General features: G+C 65.5%; 13 protein-coding genes. 2 read left to right on the forward strand and 11 right to left on the reverse strand.

Annotation, left to right across the window (positions count from 1 at the left end):
• Positions 1-199 precede the first annotated feature (199 nt).
• The gene (locus ACZXDY_RS06095) at positions 200-1,477 is read left to right on the forward strand and encodes a multidrug effflux MFS transporter (RefSeq protein WP_464344857.1); all 1,278 of its coding nucleotides are present in this window, start codon (positions 200-202) and stop codon (positions 1,475-1,477) included.
• A gap of 128 nt (positions 1,478-1,605) precedes the next feature.
• Here the strand turns inward: ACZXDY_RS06095 and ligA are convergent, their stop codons facing one another.
• Positions 1,606-3,753: an NAD-dependent DNA ligase LigA gene (ligA, locus tag ACZXDY_RS06100; protein ID WP_464344858.1), complete on the reverse strand. Its 2,148-nt coding sequence runs from the start codon at positions 3,751-3,753 to the stop codon at positions 1,606-1,608.
• A gap of 78 nt (positions 3,754-3,831) precedes the next feature.
• Between ligA and ACZXDY_RS06105 the strand changes: the two genes are divergently transcribed.
• Positions 3,832-4,119: a GIY-YIG nuclease family protein gene (locus ACZXDY_RS06105; RefSeq protein WP_464344859.1), complete on the forward strand. Its 288-nt coding sequence runs from the start codon at positions 3,832-3,834 to the stop codon at positions 4,117-4,119.
• 94 nt (positions 4,120-4,213) lie between these two features.
• Here the strand turns inward: ACZXDY_RS06105 and recN are convergent, their stop codons facing one another.
• From recN to murG, 10 genes are all read right to left on the reverse strand, one after another.
• On the reverse strand, positions 4,214-5,887 hold the full coding sequence (gene recN / locus ACZXDY_RS06110; RefSeq protein WP_464344860.1) for a DNA repair protein RecN: 1,674 nt from the start codon (positions 5,885-5,887) through the stop codon (positions 4,214-4,216).
• A gap of 18 nt (positions 5,888-5,905) precedes the next feature.
• Positions 5,906-6,802 (reverse strand): outer membrane protein assembly factor BamD, encoded by an 897-nt coding sequence (locus ACZXDY_RS06115; protein ID WP_028167491.1) that lies wholly within the window; start codon positions 6,800-6,802, stop codon positions 5,906-5,908.
• Positions 6,803-7,043: 241 nt separating this feature from the next.
• Positions 7,044-8,003: a UDP-3-O-acyl-N-acetylglucosamine deacetylase gene (lpxC, locus tag ACZXDY_RS06120; protein ID WP_464344861.1), complete on the reverse strand. Its 960-nt coding sequence runs from the start codon at positions 8,001-8,003 to the stop codon at positions 7,044-7,046.
• 350 nt (positions 8,004-8,353) lie between these two features.
• Entirely contained in the window at positions 8,354-10,147 is a 1,794-nt protein-coding gene (gene ftsZ, locus ACZXDY_RS06125) for a cell division protein FtsZ (RefSeq protein ID WP_464344862.1), read from the reverse strand.
• A gap of 90 nt (positions 10,148-10,237) precedes the next feature.
• Positions 10,238-11,557 carry a cell division protein FtsA gene (gene ftsA / locus ACZXDY_RS06130; RefSeq protein WP_028167494.1) on the reverse strand — a complete coding sequence of 440 codons (1,320 nt, stop codon included), beginning with the start codon at positions 11,555-11,557 and terminating at the stop codon, positions 10,238-10,240.
• Positions 11,554-12,552 carry a cell division protein FtsQ/DivIB gene (locus tag ACZXDY_RS06135; RefSeq protein ID WP_028167495.1) on the reverse strand — a complete coding sequence of 333 codons (999 nt, stop codon included), beginning with the start codon at positions 12,550-12,552 and terminating at the stop codon, positions 11,554-11,556. Before ACZXDY_RS06135 ends, ftsA begins: the two co-directional genes overlap by 4 nt.
• A gap of 422 nt (positions 12,553-12,974) precedes the next feature.
• Positions 12,975-13,967, reverse strand: a complete 993-nt coding sequence (locus ACZXDY_RS06140; protein WP_464344863.1) for a D-alanine--D-alanine ligase family protein — start codon at positions 13,965-13,967, stop codon at positions 12,975-12,977.
• Positions 13,968-14,075: 108 nt separating this feature from the next.
• Positions 14,076-14,957: a UDP-N-acetylmuramate dehydrogenase gene (murB, locus tag ACZXDY_RS06145; protein ID WP_464344904.1), complete on the reverse strand. Its 882-nt coding sequence runs from the start codon at positions 14,955-14,957 to the stop codon at positions 14,076-14,078.
• Between the two features lie 43 nt (positions 14,958-15,000).
• The gene (gene murC, locus ACZXDY_RS06150) at positions 15,001-16,404 is read right to left on the reverse strand and encodes a UDP-N-acetylmuramate--L-alanine ligase (RefSeq protein ID WP_130227668.1); all 1,404 of its coding nucleotides are present in this window, start codon (positions 16,402-16,404) and stop codon (positions 15,001-15,003) included.
• A gap of 110 nt (positions 16,405-16,514) precedes the next feature.
• On the reverse strand, positions 16,515-17,615 hold the full coding sequence (gene murG / locus ACZXDY_RS06155; RefSeq protein WP_463327865.1) for an undecaprenyldiphospho-muramoylpentapeptide beta-N-acetylglucosaminyltransferase: 1,101 nt from the start codon (positions 17,613-17,615) through the stop codon (positions 16,515-16,517).
• Between the last annotated feature and the right edge of the window lie 20 nt (positions 17,616-17,635).

The raw sequence follows: 17,635 nt of genomic DNA on the forward strand, positions 1-17,635 counted from the left end.
GGGCGCGTCGAAGACGCGAACCCGGAATCTCGAGATTCTCAGGTGCGCAAGTGCGCACCATAGTTCGATGCTTCGCATCGCCCCGGAATGACTCCGTATTTTTTCGGCCTCCCAAAATCGGCATAGCCGCATGCCGAAACATCCGTATTCGCATCTGCGCATCTCGTTACATTCGCCCCACGAAAGGACACGAAGCTGAATGCATGGCGTGATGGGCAAGCCGCCCGACGCGGCAACGAAGGACATCGCGACATCGAAGCTCATGCTGCTGTTGCTCGTCGCCATGACGGGCGTGGCGCCGATCTCGCTCTATATGCTGGTGCCGGCGCTGCCGGTGCTGGCGACGACGTTCGGCCGCGACATCTCGATCGCGCAGATGACGGTGTCGCTGTTCATGGTCGGCATCGCCTGCTCGCAGTTCATCATGGGGCCGCTGTCGGACAAGTTCGGACGGCGGCCGGTGCTGCTGGCCGGCCTCGGCCTGATGGTGGTGGCTGGTATCGGCAGCATTTTTGCGGAAACCCTGCCGCAACTGATCGCGGCGCGCTTCTTCCAGGCGCTCGGCGGCGCCAGCGGCATGGTGGTGAGCCGCGCCATCATCCGCGATCTCTACAGCCGCGACCGCGTCGGCGCCATGATCAGCCTGGTGATCGCCGTGATGATGATCGCGCAGATGCTGAGCCCGCTCACCGGCGGCCTGCTCGAGACCGCGTTCGGCTGGCGCGCGATCTTCTATGCCATCACCGCCGGCTCGCTCGCGGTGGCCGTCGGCATCGCGCTGGCGCTGCCGGAGACGCGCCGCGTCCGCAGCGAAGACAGCAACTTCCGCCGCGATGTCGGCAGCCTGATCAGGAGCCGCGCCTTCATCGGCTATGTGCTGTGCCAGGTGCTGGCCTCGCAGATCATCTTCACCTTCGCCGGCGGCGGACCCTACATCGTGGTCACCCAGATGGGACGCAGCAGCGCCGAATATGGCGCGTGGTTCGCGACCACGGGCTTTGCCTATCTGGTCGGCAATCTGCTCTGCGTGCGCTTCGCACCGCGCCATTCGCTGGAACGGCTGATCTGGTTGGGGCTCGCGCTGCAACTCGGCGGCAGCCTGTTGAACCTCGTCTTGAGCCTCACCGGGCTCAACCAGGCCCCGCTCTGGCTGTTCGGCACCCAGATGATCGTGATGGCCGGCAACGCCTTCGTGATGGCGAACTCGGCCGCCGGCGCGATCAGCATCCGGCCCGAAGCCGCCGGCACCGCCTCCGGCGCGATGGGATTCCTGCAGCAGGGCATCGGCTCGCTGGTGTCGCAGTTCGGCGCCTATCTCGGCGGCCACTCCACCACCACGCTGCCGCTGACGACCGCCATCCTCATCATCTCGATCGCATGTGCCTCGAGCATGATCTTCCTGGTGCCGAAGCGGAACACGGTGGTGAGCGAAGAGATGATCGAGCAGGCGGAACAGGACGAAGCGGGGATGATGTAGCTGTTGACCTCCAGCGCCGCAACAAACTCGTCATGCCCGGGCTTGTCCCGGGCATCCACGCAGCACAGATGCCCGAGACGAAAGACGTGGATGGCCGGGACAAGCCCGGCCATGACGGAGGAATGGGCTCACTCCCCGATCAGCTTCAGCCACTCGTCCTCGGTCAGCACGGCCACGCCGTGCTTCTGCGCTTCGGCGAGCTTCGATCCTGCACCGGGACCTGCAACCACATAGTCCGTCTTCTTCGACACCGAGCTGGCCGCCTTCGCGCCCAATCGCTCGGCGGTCGCCTTGGCCTCGTCGCGCGTCATCTTCTCCAGCGAGCCAGTGAACACGACGGTCTTGCCGGCGATCGCTGAATTGCTCTTGGGCTTTTCGGTATCGATGATCTCGTCGAGCTCCTTGACCAGACGCTCGACGATGCCGCGGTTGTGGCTCTCGCCGAAATAGGCGGCAACGCTCTTGATCACGGTGTCGCCGATCTGGTCGAGCGCATCCATCTCGGCAATCGCCTCCTCGTCACCCTTGGCGACGCGCAGGCAGGCATCGTGGAACGCCTCCCACGAGCCATAGCCGCGCGCGAGCGCCAGCGCCGTGGTCTCGCCGACATGGCGCATGCCGAGCGCGTAGATGAAGCGTTCGAGCGGGATCCGGCGCCGGTGCTCGATCGCGGCGAACAGGTTGCGCACCGAGGTCTCGCCGTAACCCTCGATCGCCTCGAGCTTGAGCTTCTGGTTGCGCTTGGGCAGCGTGAAGATGTCGGCGGGCTCCCGCACCCATTCCTTCTCGAAGAAAAATTCGAGCTGCTTCTCGCCGAGGCCGTCGATGTCGAAGGCGCGGCGCGAGACGAACAGCTTCAGGTGCTCGATCTTCTGGAACGGACAGGCGAACTCGCCGGTGCAGCGGGCGCGCGCGCCCTCCTCGCCCGTCGCGGTCTCCTCGCGCACCACGTCAGTATGCAGCGGGCACGGGCACTTCTTCGGGAAATGAAACTCTTTGGCGTTCTTCGGCCGCTTGTCGATGACGACATCGACCACCTGCGGGATCACGTCCCCGGCGCGCTGGACCACGACGGTGTCGCCGATCCGGATATCGCGCCCTTCGCGAAGCTGCTCGCCGTGACCGCCGATGCCCTTGATGTAATCCTCGTTGTGCAGCGTGACGTTCTGCACGATGACGCCGCCGACGCCGACCGGCTCGAGCTTGCCGACCGGCGTGAACGAGCCGGTGCGCCCGACCTGGATCTCGATATCGCGCAGCACGGTCATCGCGCGCTCGGCCGGGAATTTATGCGCGATCGCCCAGCGCGGCGTGCGTGACACGAAGCCGAGCCGCTCCTGCCAGTCGATCCGGTCGACCTTGTAGACAACGCCGTCGATATCGTAGTCGAGCTCGGCGCGCTGCTCCTCGATCTTGCGATGGAATGCGAGCAGTTCGTCGACGGAGTGGCAGAGCTTGGTCAGCGGATTGGTCTTGAAGCCGCAGCGCTCGAACCAATGGATCATGCCGCTCTGCGTGTCCTCCGGCATCGCGCTCATCTGGCCCCAGGCATAGGCGAAGAAGCCGAGCGGCCGCGAGGCGGTGATGGTCGGATCCTTCTGACGCAGCGAGCCCGCGGCCGAATTGCGCGGATTGGCGAAGACGGTGTCGCCGGCAGCCTTCTGGCGTTCGTTGAGCGCGAGGAAGGCCCTCTTGGTCATGTAGACCTCGCCGCGCACCTCGCAGATGTCAGGCACGTTGCGGCCCTTCAGCTTTTGCGGGACATCCTCCAGCGTTCGGATGTTGGCGGTGACGTCCTCGCCCTCGGCGCCATCGCCGCGAGTCGCGGCGGTGACGAGCTCGCCACCCTCATAGCGCAGCGACATCGACAATCCGTCGATCTTCGGCTCGGCGGAGAAATCGATCTTGTCGTCACTGAGCCTGAGGAAGCGCACGATGCGGTCGACGAAATCGCGCAGGTCGCTTTCGGCAAAGGCGTTGTCGAGGGAGAGCATCGGCAACGAATGCCGCACCTTCTTGAATCGTCCCGACGGCGCAGCGCCGACCTTCTGCGACGGCGAATCAGGGGTGACAAAGTCGGGAAAGCGCTTCTCGATCGCGTTGTAGCGCTGACGCAGCGCGTCGTATTCGGCGTCGGTGACGGTCGGCGCGTCTTCCTGGTAATAGCGCCGGTCGTGCGCCTCCAGTTCGAGCGCGAGCCGCGTATGCTCGACCTTGGCCTGCGCCTTGGTGAGCTTGTCGACGTCGGGGAGGACGGCTTTCTTGGATTTCGCCATCGTGCACGTTATTGTTCGTCGTTCCGGGATGGTCCGAAGGACCAGACCCGGAACCTCGAGATTGTGGGCGCGGCTGTCATGGCTTACTACGTCTATATCCTGGCGAGCCGGAAGGATGGAGCAATCTACGTCGGAGTGACCAACGATCTCGTGCGCCGGGTCTACGAGCACCGCATCAAGGCGGTCCCCGGCTTCACTTCCAAATACAATATCACACGGCTGGTGTGGTTCGAAATCTATGACGATCCGATCTCCGCGATCTCGCGCGAGAAAGAGCTCAAGAAGTGGAAGCGGGACTGGAAAGTCCAGTTGATCGAGGCCCAGAACGCGAAGTGGGACGATCTGTACGAGTCGATCTGTAACTAATCCCCGTCATTCCGGAGCGGTCAGTTAGGATCGAACCCGGAATCTCGAGATTCCGGGTTCGATGCTTCGCATCGCCCCGGAATGACGGAGAGGATCACGCGGTTGCCGCGCGCAACAGGCGCTCCGCCGCCGCTCTCGCCTCGGCGGTGATCTCGGCGCCGGCGAGCATGCGGGCGATTTCCTCGCGGCGGTGGTCGGCGGCAAGCGCGTTGACGCGGGTGGCGACGCGCTTGCCCTTGTCGAGCGCGTCCTTCGAAATCAGCAAATGCTGGCTGGCGCGGGCTGCGACCTGCGGCGCGTGCGTCACCGCCATCACCTGCACCTTGTCGGCAAGCCGCGACAGCCGCGCGCCGATCGCGTCCGCCACAGCGCCGCCAACGCCGGTGTCGATCTCGTCGAACACCAGCGTCGGCGCCGAGCCGCGGTCGGACAGCACGACCTTCAGCGCCAGCAAAAAGCGCGACAGCTCGCCGCCAGAAGCGACCTTCATCAGCGGCCCCGGTTTTGTCCCCGGATTGGTCTGGACCCAGAACTCGACGCGATCGATGCCTTCCGGCCCGGGGGAGGTCGCATCGGTCTCGACCTGCGTCATGAATTTCGCGCGCTCGAGCTTCAGCGGCGCCAGTTCGGCGTTCACCGCCTTGTTGAGCTTTTCGGCGGATTTGGTCCGCGCCGCCGACAATCTTGTTGCCGCCGCGCCGTAGCGCTTGTCGGCTTCCGCTGCCGCGGCTTCGAGCTTCTTCAACTGGTCGGCTCCGGCATCGATCAGCGCGACGTCGGCGGCATATTTGCTGGCGAGCGCGGCCAGTCCATCGACCGGGGTCGCATATTTGCGCGAAGCCGCGCGCAGTGCGAACAGGCGCTCCTCGATGCGCTCGAGCTCGGCCGGATCGAAATCGGCCGCCGCAAGCGCGGCATTGAGGTGCTGATCGGCCTCTTCGAGCGCGTTGATCGCGGCATCGATCGCCTTCACCGCCGGTTCAACCAGCGCCGGCGAGCTGGCGGCGCGGCGCTCCAGGCGGCGCACGGCGGCCGACAGCGCCGCCACCGGCGAATGCGGGCCCGAGATCGCCTCCTGCGCCTCGCGCAGGTCCGTGGCGATCTTCTCGCCCTGCATCATGGTGGTGCGGCGGCCCGCCAGCTCGGTCTCCTCGCCGTCCTTTGGCGCCAGCGTCTTCAGTTCCTGCGAGGCGTGGCGCAGGTAATCGGCCTCTCGCGCGGCGCGTTCCATGCCGGCGCGATGCTCCTCCAGCGCGGCGTTGGCGCTGCGCCGCGCCTCCCACAGCGACTCCAGCGCCGCTACGTCCTTCTCGAGCCCGGCAAAGGCGTCAAGCAGCCGCCGATGGGTCGAGGCATCGACCAGGGCGCGCTCGTCATGCTGGCCGTGGATTTCGACCAGTGCGGCGCCCACTGCCTTCAGGGTCTGCACAGAGATCGCCTGGTCGTTGATGAAGGCGCGGGTGCGGCCGTCAGCGAGCTGCACGCGGCGCAGGATCATCCCGCCGTTGTCGTCGAGCCCGTTATCGGCCAGCAGCTTTGCCGCCGGGTGATTTTTGGGCACGTCGAAGGTCGCCGTCACCTGCCCCTGCTCGGCGCCGTGCCGCACCAGCCCGGCATCGCCGCGGCCGCCGAGGGCCAGCGCGAACGCATCGAGCAGGATCGATTTGCCCGCGCCGGTTTCGCCGGTCAGCACCGCAAGGCCACGGGAGAATTCGATATCGAGCCGTTCGATCAGGACGATGTCACGGATCGACAGACGCGCCAGCATGTGAGGACTATTCCAGGCCTATAATATCTTCTTGAAGGTCCTGCTGATCCAGGAACCCTGATTCTCGCTCGGCTCGAGACCGCCGGACCTTACTAGATTATAGGCGTCCTTGTACCAGCGGCTGTCAGGAAAATTGTGCCCAAGCACGGCGGCTGCGGTCTGGGCCTCGCTCGGGATGCCGATCGCCATATAGGCCTCGGTGAGCCGCGCCAGGGCCTCCTCGACATGCCGGGTGGTCTGATACTGCGTAACCACGGTCTTGAAGCGGTTGATTGCGGCGGTGAAGTCGCGCCGCTCCATGTAGTAGCGGCCGACATTCATCTCGCGGCCGGCGAGCTGGTCGCGCGCGCCTTCGAGCTTGGCCTTGGCGGAGGTCGCATATTCCGAGGTCGGATATTTGCGAATCACCTCTTCCAGAGCCGCGATCGCCTTTTCGGTGCGGGTCTGGTCGCGGGTGATGTCCGGGATCTGGTCGTAATGCGAGGCTGCGATCAGGTATTGCGCGTAGGCAGCATCCGGACTGCCGGGATGCAAGGTGACGTAACGTGTCGCCGAGCCGATGCAGGTATCGTAGTCGCCTTGCTGGTAGGAGGAATAGGCCGACATCAGGAGCGATTTGCGCGCCCAATCGGAATAGGGATGCTGCCGGTCCACCTCCTCGAACTTCTTCGAGGCCGCACGAGGATCCTTGCGCTGGTTCATCAGGTACAAGCCCTCATTGTAGAGCTTGTCCGCGGGCTCCTCGACGAAGGTGTCGTCCTTGGCCAGGAACTTGTCCCACAGCGGGCCGGTACCGCAACCACCCAACGGCAGCGCCAGCACGATCAGGCCCGCGGCCAGCCGCAACAATGACGCCCATCCGGCGCGGCCGGCCGATGAGGTGCATGATTCGTGCGTGCTACGCGATAAGGGCATGAATGTGAGAACCCGGCGGCTTGGAAGTGATTGATGGCGATCTGTCCACGAACGAGGCCATGGACGGAAATTTTCCCCGCGCCTGTGCTGCCCCGTGCAACCGCAGGCCTGTCTAGCCGAAAAACGACCCTCGACCAATCGAATACGGAGCCATTTCGCCCGGATTAAGGCGGCCCCAAGACGGTCATGATCGGCTGTGGTTACTGCGGAAATTGCGGAAAAACGCTAATGGAAAGCGTGTTTAGGACACGTCCGGGCCGTAGGCCGGCGCGATCAGGCCGCCGACGGTGGCACCGCCGGCTTCGGCGACGGTGCGCGAACGGCGTGCGGTCTCCGATTCGACCACCCGCCAGGCGCTGCGATCGGAAAGCAGCGCGGTCAGCGCCGCGTGGTTCAGCTTGTGACCACCGCGAACCGAGCGATAGGCGCCGAGGATCGGGAGGCCGGCCAGCGCGAGATCGCCGACCACATCCAGCACCTTGTGGCGGACGCATTCATCACGGAACCGCAGACCTTCGGTGTTGAGCAGACGAGTCTCGTCGAACACCACCGAGTTTTCGAAGGAGGCGCCAAGCGCGAAACCTGCGCTCCACAGCCGCGCCACGTCGTTCATGCAGCCGAAGGTGCGGGCACGCGAAATCTCGCGGCGGAAGCTCTCGGCGGAGAGATCGAAGCAGTAGCTCTGGCGGCCGATCAAGGGATTGGCGAAGTCAATCTCGACTTCGGCGCGGAAGCCGCCGGCAAAGGGACGGAACTCACCGAAGCAGTCGCCGATCGCGACCTGCACCGGCTTTAGGACCTGGAGAACGCGGCGGGCGGCGGATTGGGTGACGATACCAGCCTGATCGACCGCGGCGACGAAGGCCGCGGCGCTGCCGTCCATGATCGGCACTTCCGGACCGTCGATTTCGATGGTGGCGTTGTCGACCCCCATGCCGCGCAGCGTAGCCAGCACATGTTCGGCGGTCGATACCAGCGGTCCCTCGCGGTCGCCCAGGACGGTCGCGAATTCAGTCGCGATCACGGCGTCGGCGGTGGCGTGAACTTCGCGGTCGGCCCCGTCGAGACCCGTCCGGATAAAAGTGTAGCCGGTATCAACGGGAGCAGGTCCAATGGTCAGGCTGACCGGTAAACCGGAGTGAACGCCGACGCCCGTCACGGTGGCCTGCGACCGAAGCGTTGTTTGACGGCTCAATTTCATCCGATATGCGCCCACTACCCGACGTAACCTAAGACGAGGCGGCCTTACTTCCCCAACCGACTCGCTTAGGCATCCCCAAAGTTGGACAGACCATAGTCACCGCCCGAAAGCGTACAACTCACGCTTCTTTACCGATTGTTACCCCATCTCCGCCGCAATCGCGCCAAGGCTTAACCAAATTGCGGAGCGGCCGGACACCCTTTCGGTACCATGACCAAGTCATGGAGTACCTGATTAATCATTTAATTTCAGTTACTTGTTTGCCCCTCTACGACTGCGGAGAGGGTAAAAGAAAAGAGCCCCGGCGGGTTCCGCCGGGGCTCTTTGGATGGTCAGCACTGTAACAAAGCTCAGTTTGCCTGCCGGCGCAGGAAGGCCGGGATATCAAGATGATCGTCTCCCTGTGGCGTCGGCGCAACAGGTGCCGGCCGTCCATGGGCATCCAATCCTTGGGGCGCCGGACGCTTCGCATACTCTGATACCGGATCGTGCGCCGCCATTTGCTGCGCCACGCTGCGTTGCGGCTTGCGCTCGGGCAGCGGCGGCATGGCCGGTCCGGAGGCGCGGGCCGCCACCGGCGGTTCGCTCTCCTCCTCCCGGCGGCCGAGGCCGACATTGGCGAGCCGCTGCAACAGCGACAGCCGGGTCTTCTGCGGATGTTCCTCCTCGGCCTCGCCGCGGGCGTGGCGAATCTCGGCCTGGGCCGGCATCGGCAGATCCTCGAACTTCGGCATCCGCGGCGTGCGCACCGGCGGCCGCTCGGCGGTCGGCGGGATGAAGGTTTCCGGCGTCGCCGGCTCATGGTGCTCGACCTTGGTCGCTTCCGGATCGGGGAACAGAGTCGGCTTCTGCGCGATCGGACGGACGGTGACGTCGCCATAGGACGCCGGCTGCATCGGCGCGGCCTGCTGTTCCGGCGACACGGCGGCGGCGATGGCGGCGAGCGCGGCACGCTCGACGCTGCCCTGCTGGCGCAGCGGCGGCGGGGCGGCAGGCGCCGGCGCGGCGGGCGCAGCCATCGGGGCGCCGCCGGTTTCCAGCTTATGGGCACGCTCGGCCAGGCGCTGGTTGTCGGCGCGCAGCCGCGCGGTCAGGTCGGCGAGCCGGCTCTCGGGCGAACCGTTGCCGGTCGGCGCAGGCGCAGCGGGGGCCGCGGCGGCGGCGTTGCGGGCGATCGCGGCCTGCTCGATGCCGGTCGCAACCACGGAGACGCGGATGATGCCATCGAGCGTCTCGTCGAAGGTGGCGCCGACGATGATGTTGGCGTCGGGGTCGACCTCCTCGCGGATGCGGGTGGCGGCCTCGTCGACCTCGAACAGGGTGAGATCCTTGCCGCCGGTGATCGAGATCAGGAGGCCCCTGGCACCCTTCATCGAGGAGTCGTCGATCAGCGGATTGGCAATCGCGGCCTCGGCGGCGGTGAGCGCGCGCTTCTCACCGGTCGCCTCGCCCGTGCCCATCATCGCCTTGCCCATCTCGCGCATGACGGCGCGGACGTCGGCGAAGTCGAGGTTGATCAGGCCTTCCTTGACCATCAGGTCGGTGATGCAGGCAACGCCCGAATAGAGCACCTGGTCGGCCATCGCAAAAGCGTCGGCGAAGGTGGTCTTCTCGTTGGCGACTCGGAACAGGTTCTGGTTCGGGATGATCAGCAGCGTGTCGACCACCTTGTGCAGCTCGGAGATGCCATTCTCGGCGGTGCGCATGCGGCGCTGGCCTTCGAAGTGGAACGGCTTGGTCACCACACCGACGGTGAGGATGCCCATCTCGCGCGCGGTCTTGGCGATCACGGGAGCAGCGCCGGTGCCGGTGCCGCCGCCCATGCCGGCGGTGACGAACACCATGTTGGCGCCGGTGAGGTGATCACGGAGCTCGTCGATGACCTCCTGCGCGGCGGCCGCGCCGACATCCGGCTGCGAGCCGGCGCCGAGGCCCTGGGTCACCTGCGTGCCCATCTGGATGATGCGCTGCGCCTTCGACATGGTCAGCGCCTGCGCGTCCGTATTGGCGACGACGAAATCAACGCCCTGCAGCCCGGCGGTGATCATGTTGTTGACGGCGTTGCCGCCGGCGCCACCGACGCCGAAGACGGTGATCCGCGGTTTCAGCTCGCTGATGTCAGGAGGGGTCAGATTGAGTGCCATGGTTGCCTCTCGATTACGCGCGCGCGTAGGTTCGCCCCGGCCTGCGGCCGCGGGAGCTGGTGAAAATCCTGTGGGCCTTATGAGTGGTCATCAGAAGCCCTCGCGAAGCCATCGTCCGACCTTTCCGAAATAACCGTCAGTCCCTGTCTTGAGCTGCCGCGTGTGCCGCGGTTCAACATGTTCGAGGTGAGCGTATTGCGGATAGACCAGAAGCCCGGTGGGCACCGCGAACGACGGCCCTTTGGCCTCGTTGGGTAGACGGCCGAAGCCGAGCGGACGGCCGATCCGCACCGGCCGATTGAGAATGCGGGTGGCGAGTTCGATCATGCCGGTGAGCTGCGCTGCGCCGCCGCTGAGCACGACCCGCGCCCTCGGCTCTGCCGCAAACGGGGAGGCCTTGAGCCGGTCCCGGACCATCTCAAAAATCTCCTCGGCGCGATGCCGGACGATGTTCGCAATCGTGGCGCGGGAGACGATCTGCGGCGTATCGCGTTCGTCGCCGGCGGTCGGGACCGACATCAGCTCGCGCGCATCCGAGCCGCCAGTCAGCACGGTGCCATATAACGTCTTGATTCGCTCGGCATCCGCAATGCACGCGCCGATGCCACGCGCGAGATCCATCGTGATGTGCTGCCCGCCGAGCGCAAATCCCGACGCATGCACGAAGCGTCCGCCCGAATAGGTCGCGATCGTGGTCGAGCCGGCGCCCATCTCGACCACGGCGGCGCCGAGATCGGCTTCGTCATCGGTGAGCACCGAAAGGCCGGCGACATAGGAGCTTGCCGCCATCGCCTCGACGTTGAGGTGGCAACGCTCGACCACGAGCATCAGGTTCTTGGCGACGGTGGCGTCGGCCGTGACCACGTTCATGTCGACGCCGAACTGGCGCGCCACCATGCCGCGCGGATCGCGGATTCCCTTGACCCCATCGAGCGCGTAGCCGACCGGCAGCGCGTGCAGCACGGTCCGCCCATGGGCGGTCGCGTGGATCATGCCGGCTGTGGTAACGCGGCTGATGTCGGCTTCCGTCACCGAGCCGCCGCGAATGTCGGCAGCAGCCTCGACGAGCTGACCCGCAGGCCGGCCGCCGGCAACCGGCAGCAGCACGGATTCGACACGGACCTTGGCCATGCGCTCGGCAAGCGCCACCGCATGACGCACCGCCTTTTCGCATTCGGCGAGATCGACCACCGCGCCGGCCTTGACGCCGCGCGACTGGATCTGGCTGTAGCCGATCAATTCCACCGCATGGGTGCGGCCGCGCAGGGCTTCGCTCGGCGGCGACGGCTTCAGCCGCGCGATCATGCAGGCGATCTTGCTGGTGCCGATATCGAGCGAAGCCACAAGCGCGGTGCGCTTGTGGGCCATCGGGCGTGTCTTCGGCGTCAGATTGCGATCGAGGACGGTCATGCGTCACCGCCCTTCTTCTTGGACTTCTTGTCCTTGAACAGCTCCTCGCGCGCCTTTGCCGCGTCCTCGGACAGTTGCACCGTCAACCGGTCGGGCAGGCGCATGTCGACGGCGACGATGTCGCGCGAGAACAGCCGGTCTTCCTTGTCGAGCTTGGAGAGCGCGGCGAGCGCATTGCCGACGTCGTTCTCGGGCAGGCGGATGTCGAGGCCATCCTTGAGCCGCAGGTTCCAGCGCCGTTCGCCGACGAAGATCGCGGCCTTGGTCACCGAGCGCACCTGCGGATAGCGATCGAGCAGCGCCAGGAAATCCTTGGCCCTGGTCTCGGCCCCCTTGCCGACCACGAGCGGCAACGTGAGGAAGCGGCGCGACACGTAGGGCTCGAGGACCGCGCCATCATCCGCGACCACGGACAGGCGCCCATCCTGCTGCCACAGCGCGAACGCCTTGCGCTCGACGATGTCGATCTGGAGCTGGCCCGGATAAAGCTTCAGGATCGTCGCGTCGGCGATCCAGGGATTGGCCTTCAGCCGATCACGCACGGTCGCGGCATCCAGGAACAACAGCGAGGAGCGGCCATTGACGCCGCCGATCGCCAGCACCTCGTCCTGGCTCAACTGCTTGCGGCCGTTGATGGCCACGGTGGTGATTCGGAAGCCTGCCGAGTTGGCGAGCGCGTTGCGCGCATCCGAAAGTCCCGTGACGAATTCGTCGACATGGCCGCCCTTGACGATGCCGAGGCCGGCGCTGCCGAGCAGGATGAAGACGGTGGCGGCAAGACCGACGCGGCGCGGCAGATAGCGCTCGATCAGAAGGATGAAGCGGCTGGGCGGATCGCGATCGATCACGGGCGGGGCGCGGCGGGCACGACGACTGGCACGACGGCGGGCAAAATACTCGCGCAGCAGCACCGCCGCTCCAATAGCGGCTGCTTTCAGGTCAGCTTCGGGCCTCAGCGATCGCAGTGATCGAGTGAGGCGGCCTGCACCATCCATTGCACGAGCTCGTCAAATCTTGTGCCCGCAACACGTTTGCGGGTCCTGGCGCACGCGACGTCTCGGTGATGCCGGCCTGGGTGTCGAAGCCAGTAAGAGAGGCCCCCCGTCCCTCGTTACGCGTGTCGAAGTGAAAGTTCCCGCGACAGCTCACGCCCGGCAGCCAAGCGCTACATGCGCCGCCGGCGTTAACCTTCGGACTTCCTGGTAAACAAAAGGTAAAAGCGGTTAACGCAGAACAGGTTTTGATGAGCAATGTGCGTACTTTGCCACGCAATCCTTAGGATTTTAGCAATCCCGGGGTCCGATTCGGGATGGAACCCGGTTCCTGGCACTTCTGAACACTCCCCGTCATTCCGGGGCGATGCCACCGGGTCCGCGCGAAGCGCGGCCCGGAATGACGGACGAAGGGATGGCGCTGACTAACCCACCCTACCCGCCCGCCGCTTGGCCAATTCGATCTGCTCGTGCAGGAAATCGACGAATTCGATGCCCTGCGCCTTGAGCGCCTTCGGATAGAGCGAGGCCTTGGTCAGCCCGGGCAGCGTATTGGTCTCCAGATAGATCGGTCCTTTCGCGGAGACGATGAAGTCGGTGCGGGAATAACCGGTGCAGGACAGCGCCCGGTGGGCGCGGAGCGCGAGGTCCATGATCGCGGCGCTGATATCAGGCGAAAAGCGCCCGGGGCAGATCTCCTGGGTCGATTTGAGCAGGTATTTTGCGGTGTAGTCGAACGCGCCCTCCGCCGGCACGATCTCGATCGGCGGCAGCGAGAAGATTGCGCCGTCGGAGCGCTCCAGCACGCCGCAGGTTGCCTCCACACCCGCAACGAACGGCTCGATCAGATAGTCCTCCGTCCTGGCGGCGTTGCGGACGGCAACGATGTCCTGCTTCGCATTGACGAAGATCAGGCCGTAGCTCGATCCGTCGCGCGCAGGCTTGGCGATCAGCCTGCCATATTCGGCGAAGGCAGCGTCAATCTCGTCCAGCGCGATGCCGCCCGGCGCCGGCACGCCCGCGATCGCCGCGAATCGCTTCGCCGCGACCTTGTCGAAGGCAAGATGCGAGGACGCCGAACCCGAACCGGTGAAGGGGATGCCGCGCATCTCGCACATCGCCTGCAATTCGCCGTTCTCGGCGCTGCCGCCGTGCAGGCCAAGCACCAGCACGCGATCCTCGCGGGCAGCCTGGTCAAGCGCTTGCGCGAGCGGGACGCCGCGGGTGCCGGGCCTGAACTCGTCCTCGAAGGGCCTCGCATGTTCGAGAAGCTGCTCGGACCGCACGACATGGACATTGTCGGCCACGTCCCAGAACCAGAGATCGGCTTCCGGCAAAGCCTGGTGCAGCGCCTGCGCGCTTGCCACCGAGACGAGGCGTTCCTTGTTGCTGCCGCCGAAGAGAATGGTCGTTCGCATCGTTTCGTCCGCCGATCCCCACATCCGTCATTCCGGGGCGATGCGAAGCATCGAACCCGGAATCTCGAGATTCCGGGTCTGGTCCTTCGGACCATCCCGGAATGACGCTTATAGTGGAATTCCGATTCGCTTGATTTCCCAGTGTAGCTCGATTCCCGACGTCTCTTTCACCCGCTGCCGTACGGTTTCGCCGAGCGTCTCGATATCGTGTCCGGTGGCATTGCCGGTGTTGATGAGGAAATTGCAGTGCATTGCCGAGACCTGGGCGCCGCCGACGCGCAGGCCGCGGCAACCGGCGGCATCGATCAATTTCCAGGCGCTGTTGCCCGGCGGGTTCTTGAACGTCGAGCCGCCCGTCTTCTCGCGAATCGGCTGCGCTGTCTCGCGGTGGGCCTGCACCTCGTTCATGCGCGTGCGGATCGCCTCGGGCGCGGTGATCCTGCCGCGAAAGCGCGCGGAGGTGAAGATGATCGAGGGATCGACGCCGCTGCTGCGATAGACGAATTTCATGTCGGCATTCGTGAACACATGCCTCGTGCCGTCGCGGCCGATGCCGGTCGCATCCAAGAGCACATCCTTGGTCTCGCCGCCGTTGGCACCCGCATTCATGCGCAGCGCACCGCCGACAGTGCCGGGGATGCCGAAGAAGAACTCCATGCCGCCGATATTTGCAGCCGCCGCCGTCTCAGCCACGCGCTTGTCGAGCGCAGCAGTGCCGGCGCTGACGATGTCGCCTTCGGCCCTGGTCTCGCCGAATGCGCGCGGCGCGAGGCGGATCACGACGCCCGGCATCCCGCCATCGCGCACGATCAGGTTCGAGCCGACGCCGACGACATAAACCGGCAAATCCTGCGGCAGGCGCGCCAGGAAATAAGCGAGGTCGTCCTCGTCCGCCGGCGTGAACAGCACCTGCGCCGGTCCGCCGACGCGAAACCACGTCAGTTCCGCCAGCGACTGGTTCGCCAAGAGGCGCCCGCGCAAATCCGGCATCGCGGCTTTCAGTTCGAGGGTGATGTCGGGGAAACCGGCCACGCTAGCCCAGCGCCTTCAATTCGCCGGGCAATGCGTAAGCCCATTGCGTGATGTTGCCGGCGCCGAGGCACACGACGAGATCGCCGGGCCTCGCAAGGCCGCGAACGATCTTCGCAAGCTCGCCGGCATTCGGCAGCGGGATCACGTCGCGATGGCCGTGCGCGCGCAGGCCGAGCACGAAATGATCGCGGTCGATGCCCGGGATCGGCGCTTCGCCGGCCGGATAGACCTCGGCGACGACAACCGCGTCGGCATCGTTGAAGCAGGTGCAGAATTCCTCGAACAGCGACTGCAGGCGGGTGAAACGATGCGGCTGCACCACGGCGATGATCCTGCCGCTGTAGGACTCGCGCGCAGCTTTCAGCACCGCGGCGATCTCGACGGGATGGTGACCGTAATCGTCGATCACGATGACGCCGTTCCACTCGCCGGTCCGGGTGAAGCGCCGCTTCACGCCGCCGAAGCCTGCGATGGCCTTGCGGATCGCTTCGTCGGAAATGCCGAGCTCATGCGCGACCGCGATCGCCGCGGTGACGTTCGACGCATTGTGGCGACCCGGCATCGGCAGCACGATGTCCGATATCTCGTGCGTCACGTCGGTCTTGCGGTTGCGGAAGGCGACCTTGAACTTGGAGCCGCCGGGTATCGGCTGCAGGTCGACCAGTCGCGCATCGGCCTGCGGATTCTCACCATAGGTGATGATGCGGCGATCCTCGATGCGGCCGACGATCGTCTGCACCACGGGATGGTCGATGCACATCACCGCGAAGCCATAGAACGGCACGTTCTCGACGAAGGCGCGGAATGCGTCCTGCACCGCCTCGAAGGTCCCGAAGTGATCGAGATGCTCGGGGTCGACATTGGTGACGATGGCGACATCAGTCGGCAGCTTCAGGAATGTGCCGTCGCTTTCGTCGGCTTCCACCACCATCCAGTCGCCGGCGCCGAGCCGCGCATTGGTGCCGTAGGCATTGATGATGCCGCCATTGATCACGGTCGGATCGAAATCGCCGGCATCGAGCAAGGCTGCAACCATCGAGGTGGTCGTGGTCTTGCCATGGGTGCCGGCGATCGCAACGCAGCTCTTCAGCCGCATCAATTCCGCGAGCATCTCGGCGCGGCGCACCACCGGAATGCGCTGCGCCCGGGCGGCCATCAATTCCGGATTATCGCGCTTGATCGCGGTCGAGACCACGACGACGTCGGCGCCGTTGACGTTCTCGGCCTTGTGGCCGACCGAAACCTTGACGCCCTTCTCGCGCAACCGCGCGACATTGCCGCTCTCGGAAGCATCAGAGCCCTGCACGGTGTAGCCGAGATTGCAGAGCACCTCGGCAATGCCGCTCATGCCGATGCCGCCGATCCCGATGAAGTGGATAGGTCCGATCTCGCGCGGCAGTCTCATGAGACAATCCTTCGATATTCTGCGCAGCCCGAGAGATTCAAATCGGCTCTGCGAATTACTGGATGCCCCGCTTTCGCGGGGCATGACAAGGGCAATTTCTGCAGAATCGCCTAAATTCCAGCCACTTTCACCACCAGATCGGCCAGTCGCTCCGCCGCGTCGAGCCGACCGGCGCCGCGCGCGGCGGACGCCATTGCCGTCAATTTCGCCGGTTCGGCCGCCAAAGCAGAGATTTCAGCAGCCAACCTGTCCTGGGTAAATTCGGCCTGTGGAATCCGCAATGCGCCGCCGGCCTGCGACAGCACGCCGGCATTGGCGAACTGGTCCTGGTCGATCGCGCCGGGCAGCGGCACCAGGATCGAGGGCCGGCCGATCGCGGCGAGTTCGGCGACGGTGCCGGCACCGGAGCGCGAGATCACGAGATGGCTGGCGGCTAACCTTGCCGGCAGGTCGGTGAAGAACGGCGCGAGCTCGACATTGATCTTGAGGCGGTCATAGACCGCGCGCACCCGCGCCATGTCCTCCTCCCGCACCTGCTGCGTGAGGATCAGGCGGCTCCACAGCGCCGGCTCGAGCTTTTCGATCGCACCGGGCACGATGTCGCTCATCACCCGCGCACCCTGGCTGCCGCCGACCACAAGCAGGCGCAGCGGGCCGTTCGGTTCCGGCGAGGCAAACGGCACCGCGGCGGCTGCGAGGACGGTGGGCCGCATCGGCGTGCCGACGGTGGTGGTCTTAGCGGCCAGTGCCGGATCGCGGTCGAGCACGCCGGGCAGCGATGTCGCGATCGCATTGACGCGGCTGGAGAGGAAGCGATTGGCGCGGCCGAGGACCGCGTTGGCGTCATGGATAATGCCGGGCACGCCGAGCAGGCGCGCGGCGAGCAGCGGCGGCACCGTGGGATAGCCGCCGAAGCCGACCACCGCGGCCGGCTTCAATCGGCGCACCAGATTGGCGGCAACCACGATGCCATAGCCCAGCGTGAACGCGGTGCGGGCGAGCGAGATCGGATTGCGTCCGCGCACCGTCTCGCTCGGCACCACATCGATATTGTCCTTGGAGAACAGTCCGCTGTAGCGCAGCGCGCGTGCGTCGGTCGCGAGCCGCACGCGCAGGCCACGTCTGTTCAGTTCCACGCCGAGCGCCTCGGCGGGGAACAAATGGCCGCCGGTGCCGCCGGCCGCAAGCAGGATGAGGGGCGCGTTGTCCATGGCCTCAAATAGCCGACCGC

The sequence above is a fragment of the Bradyrhizobium sp. LeoB3 genome, from assembly GCF_055456055.1.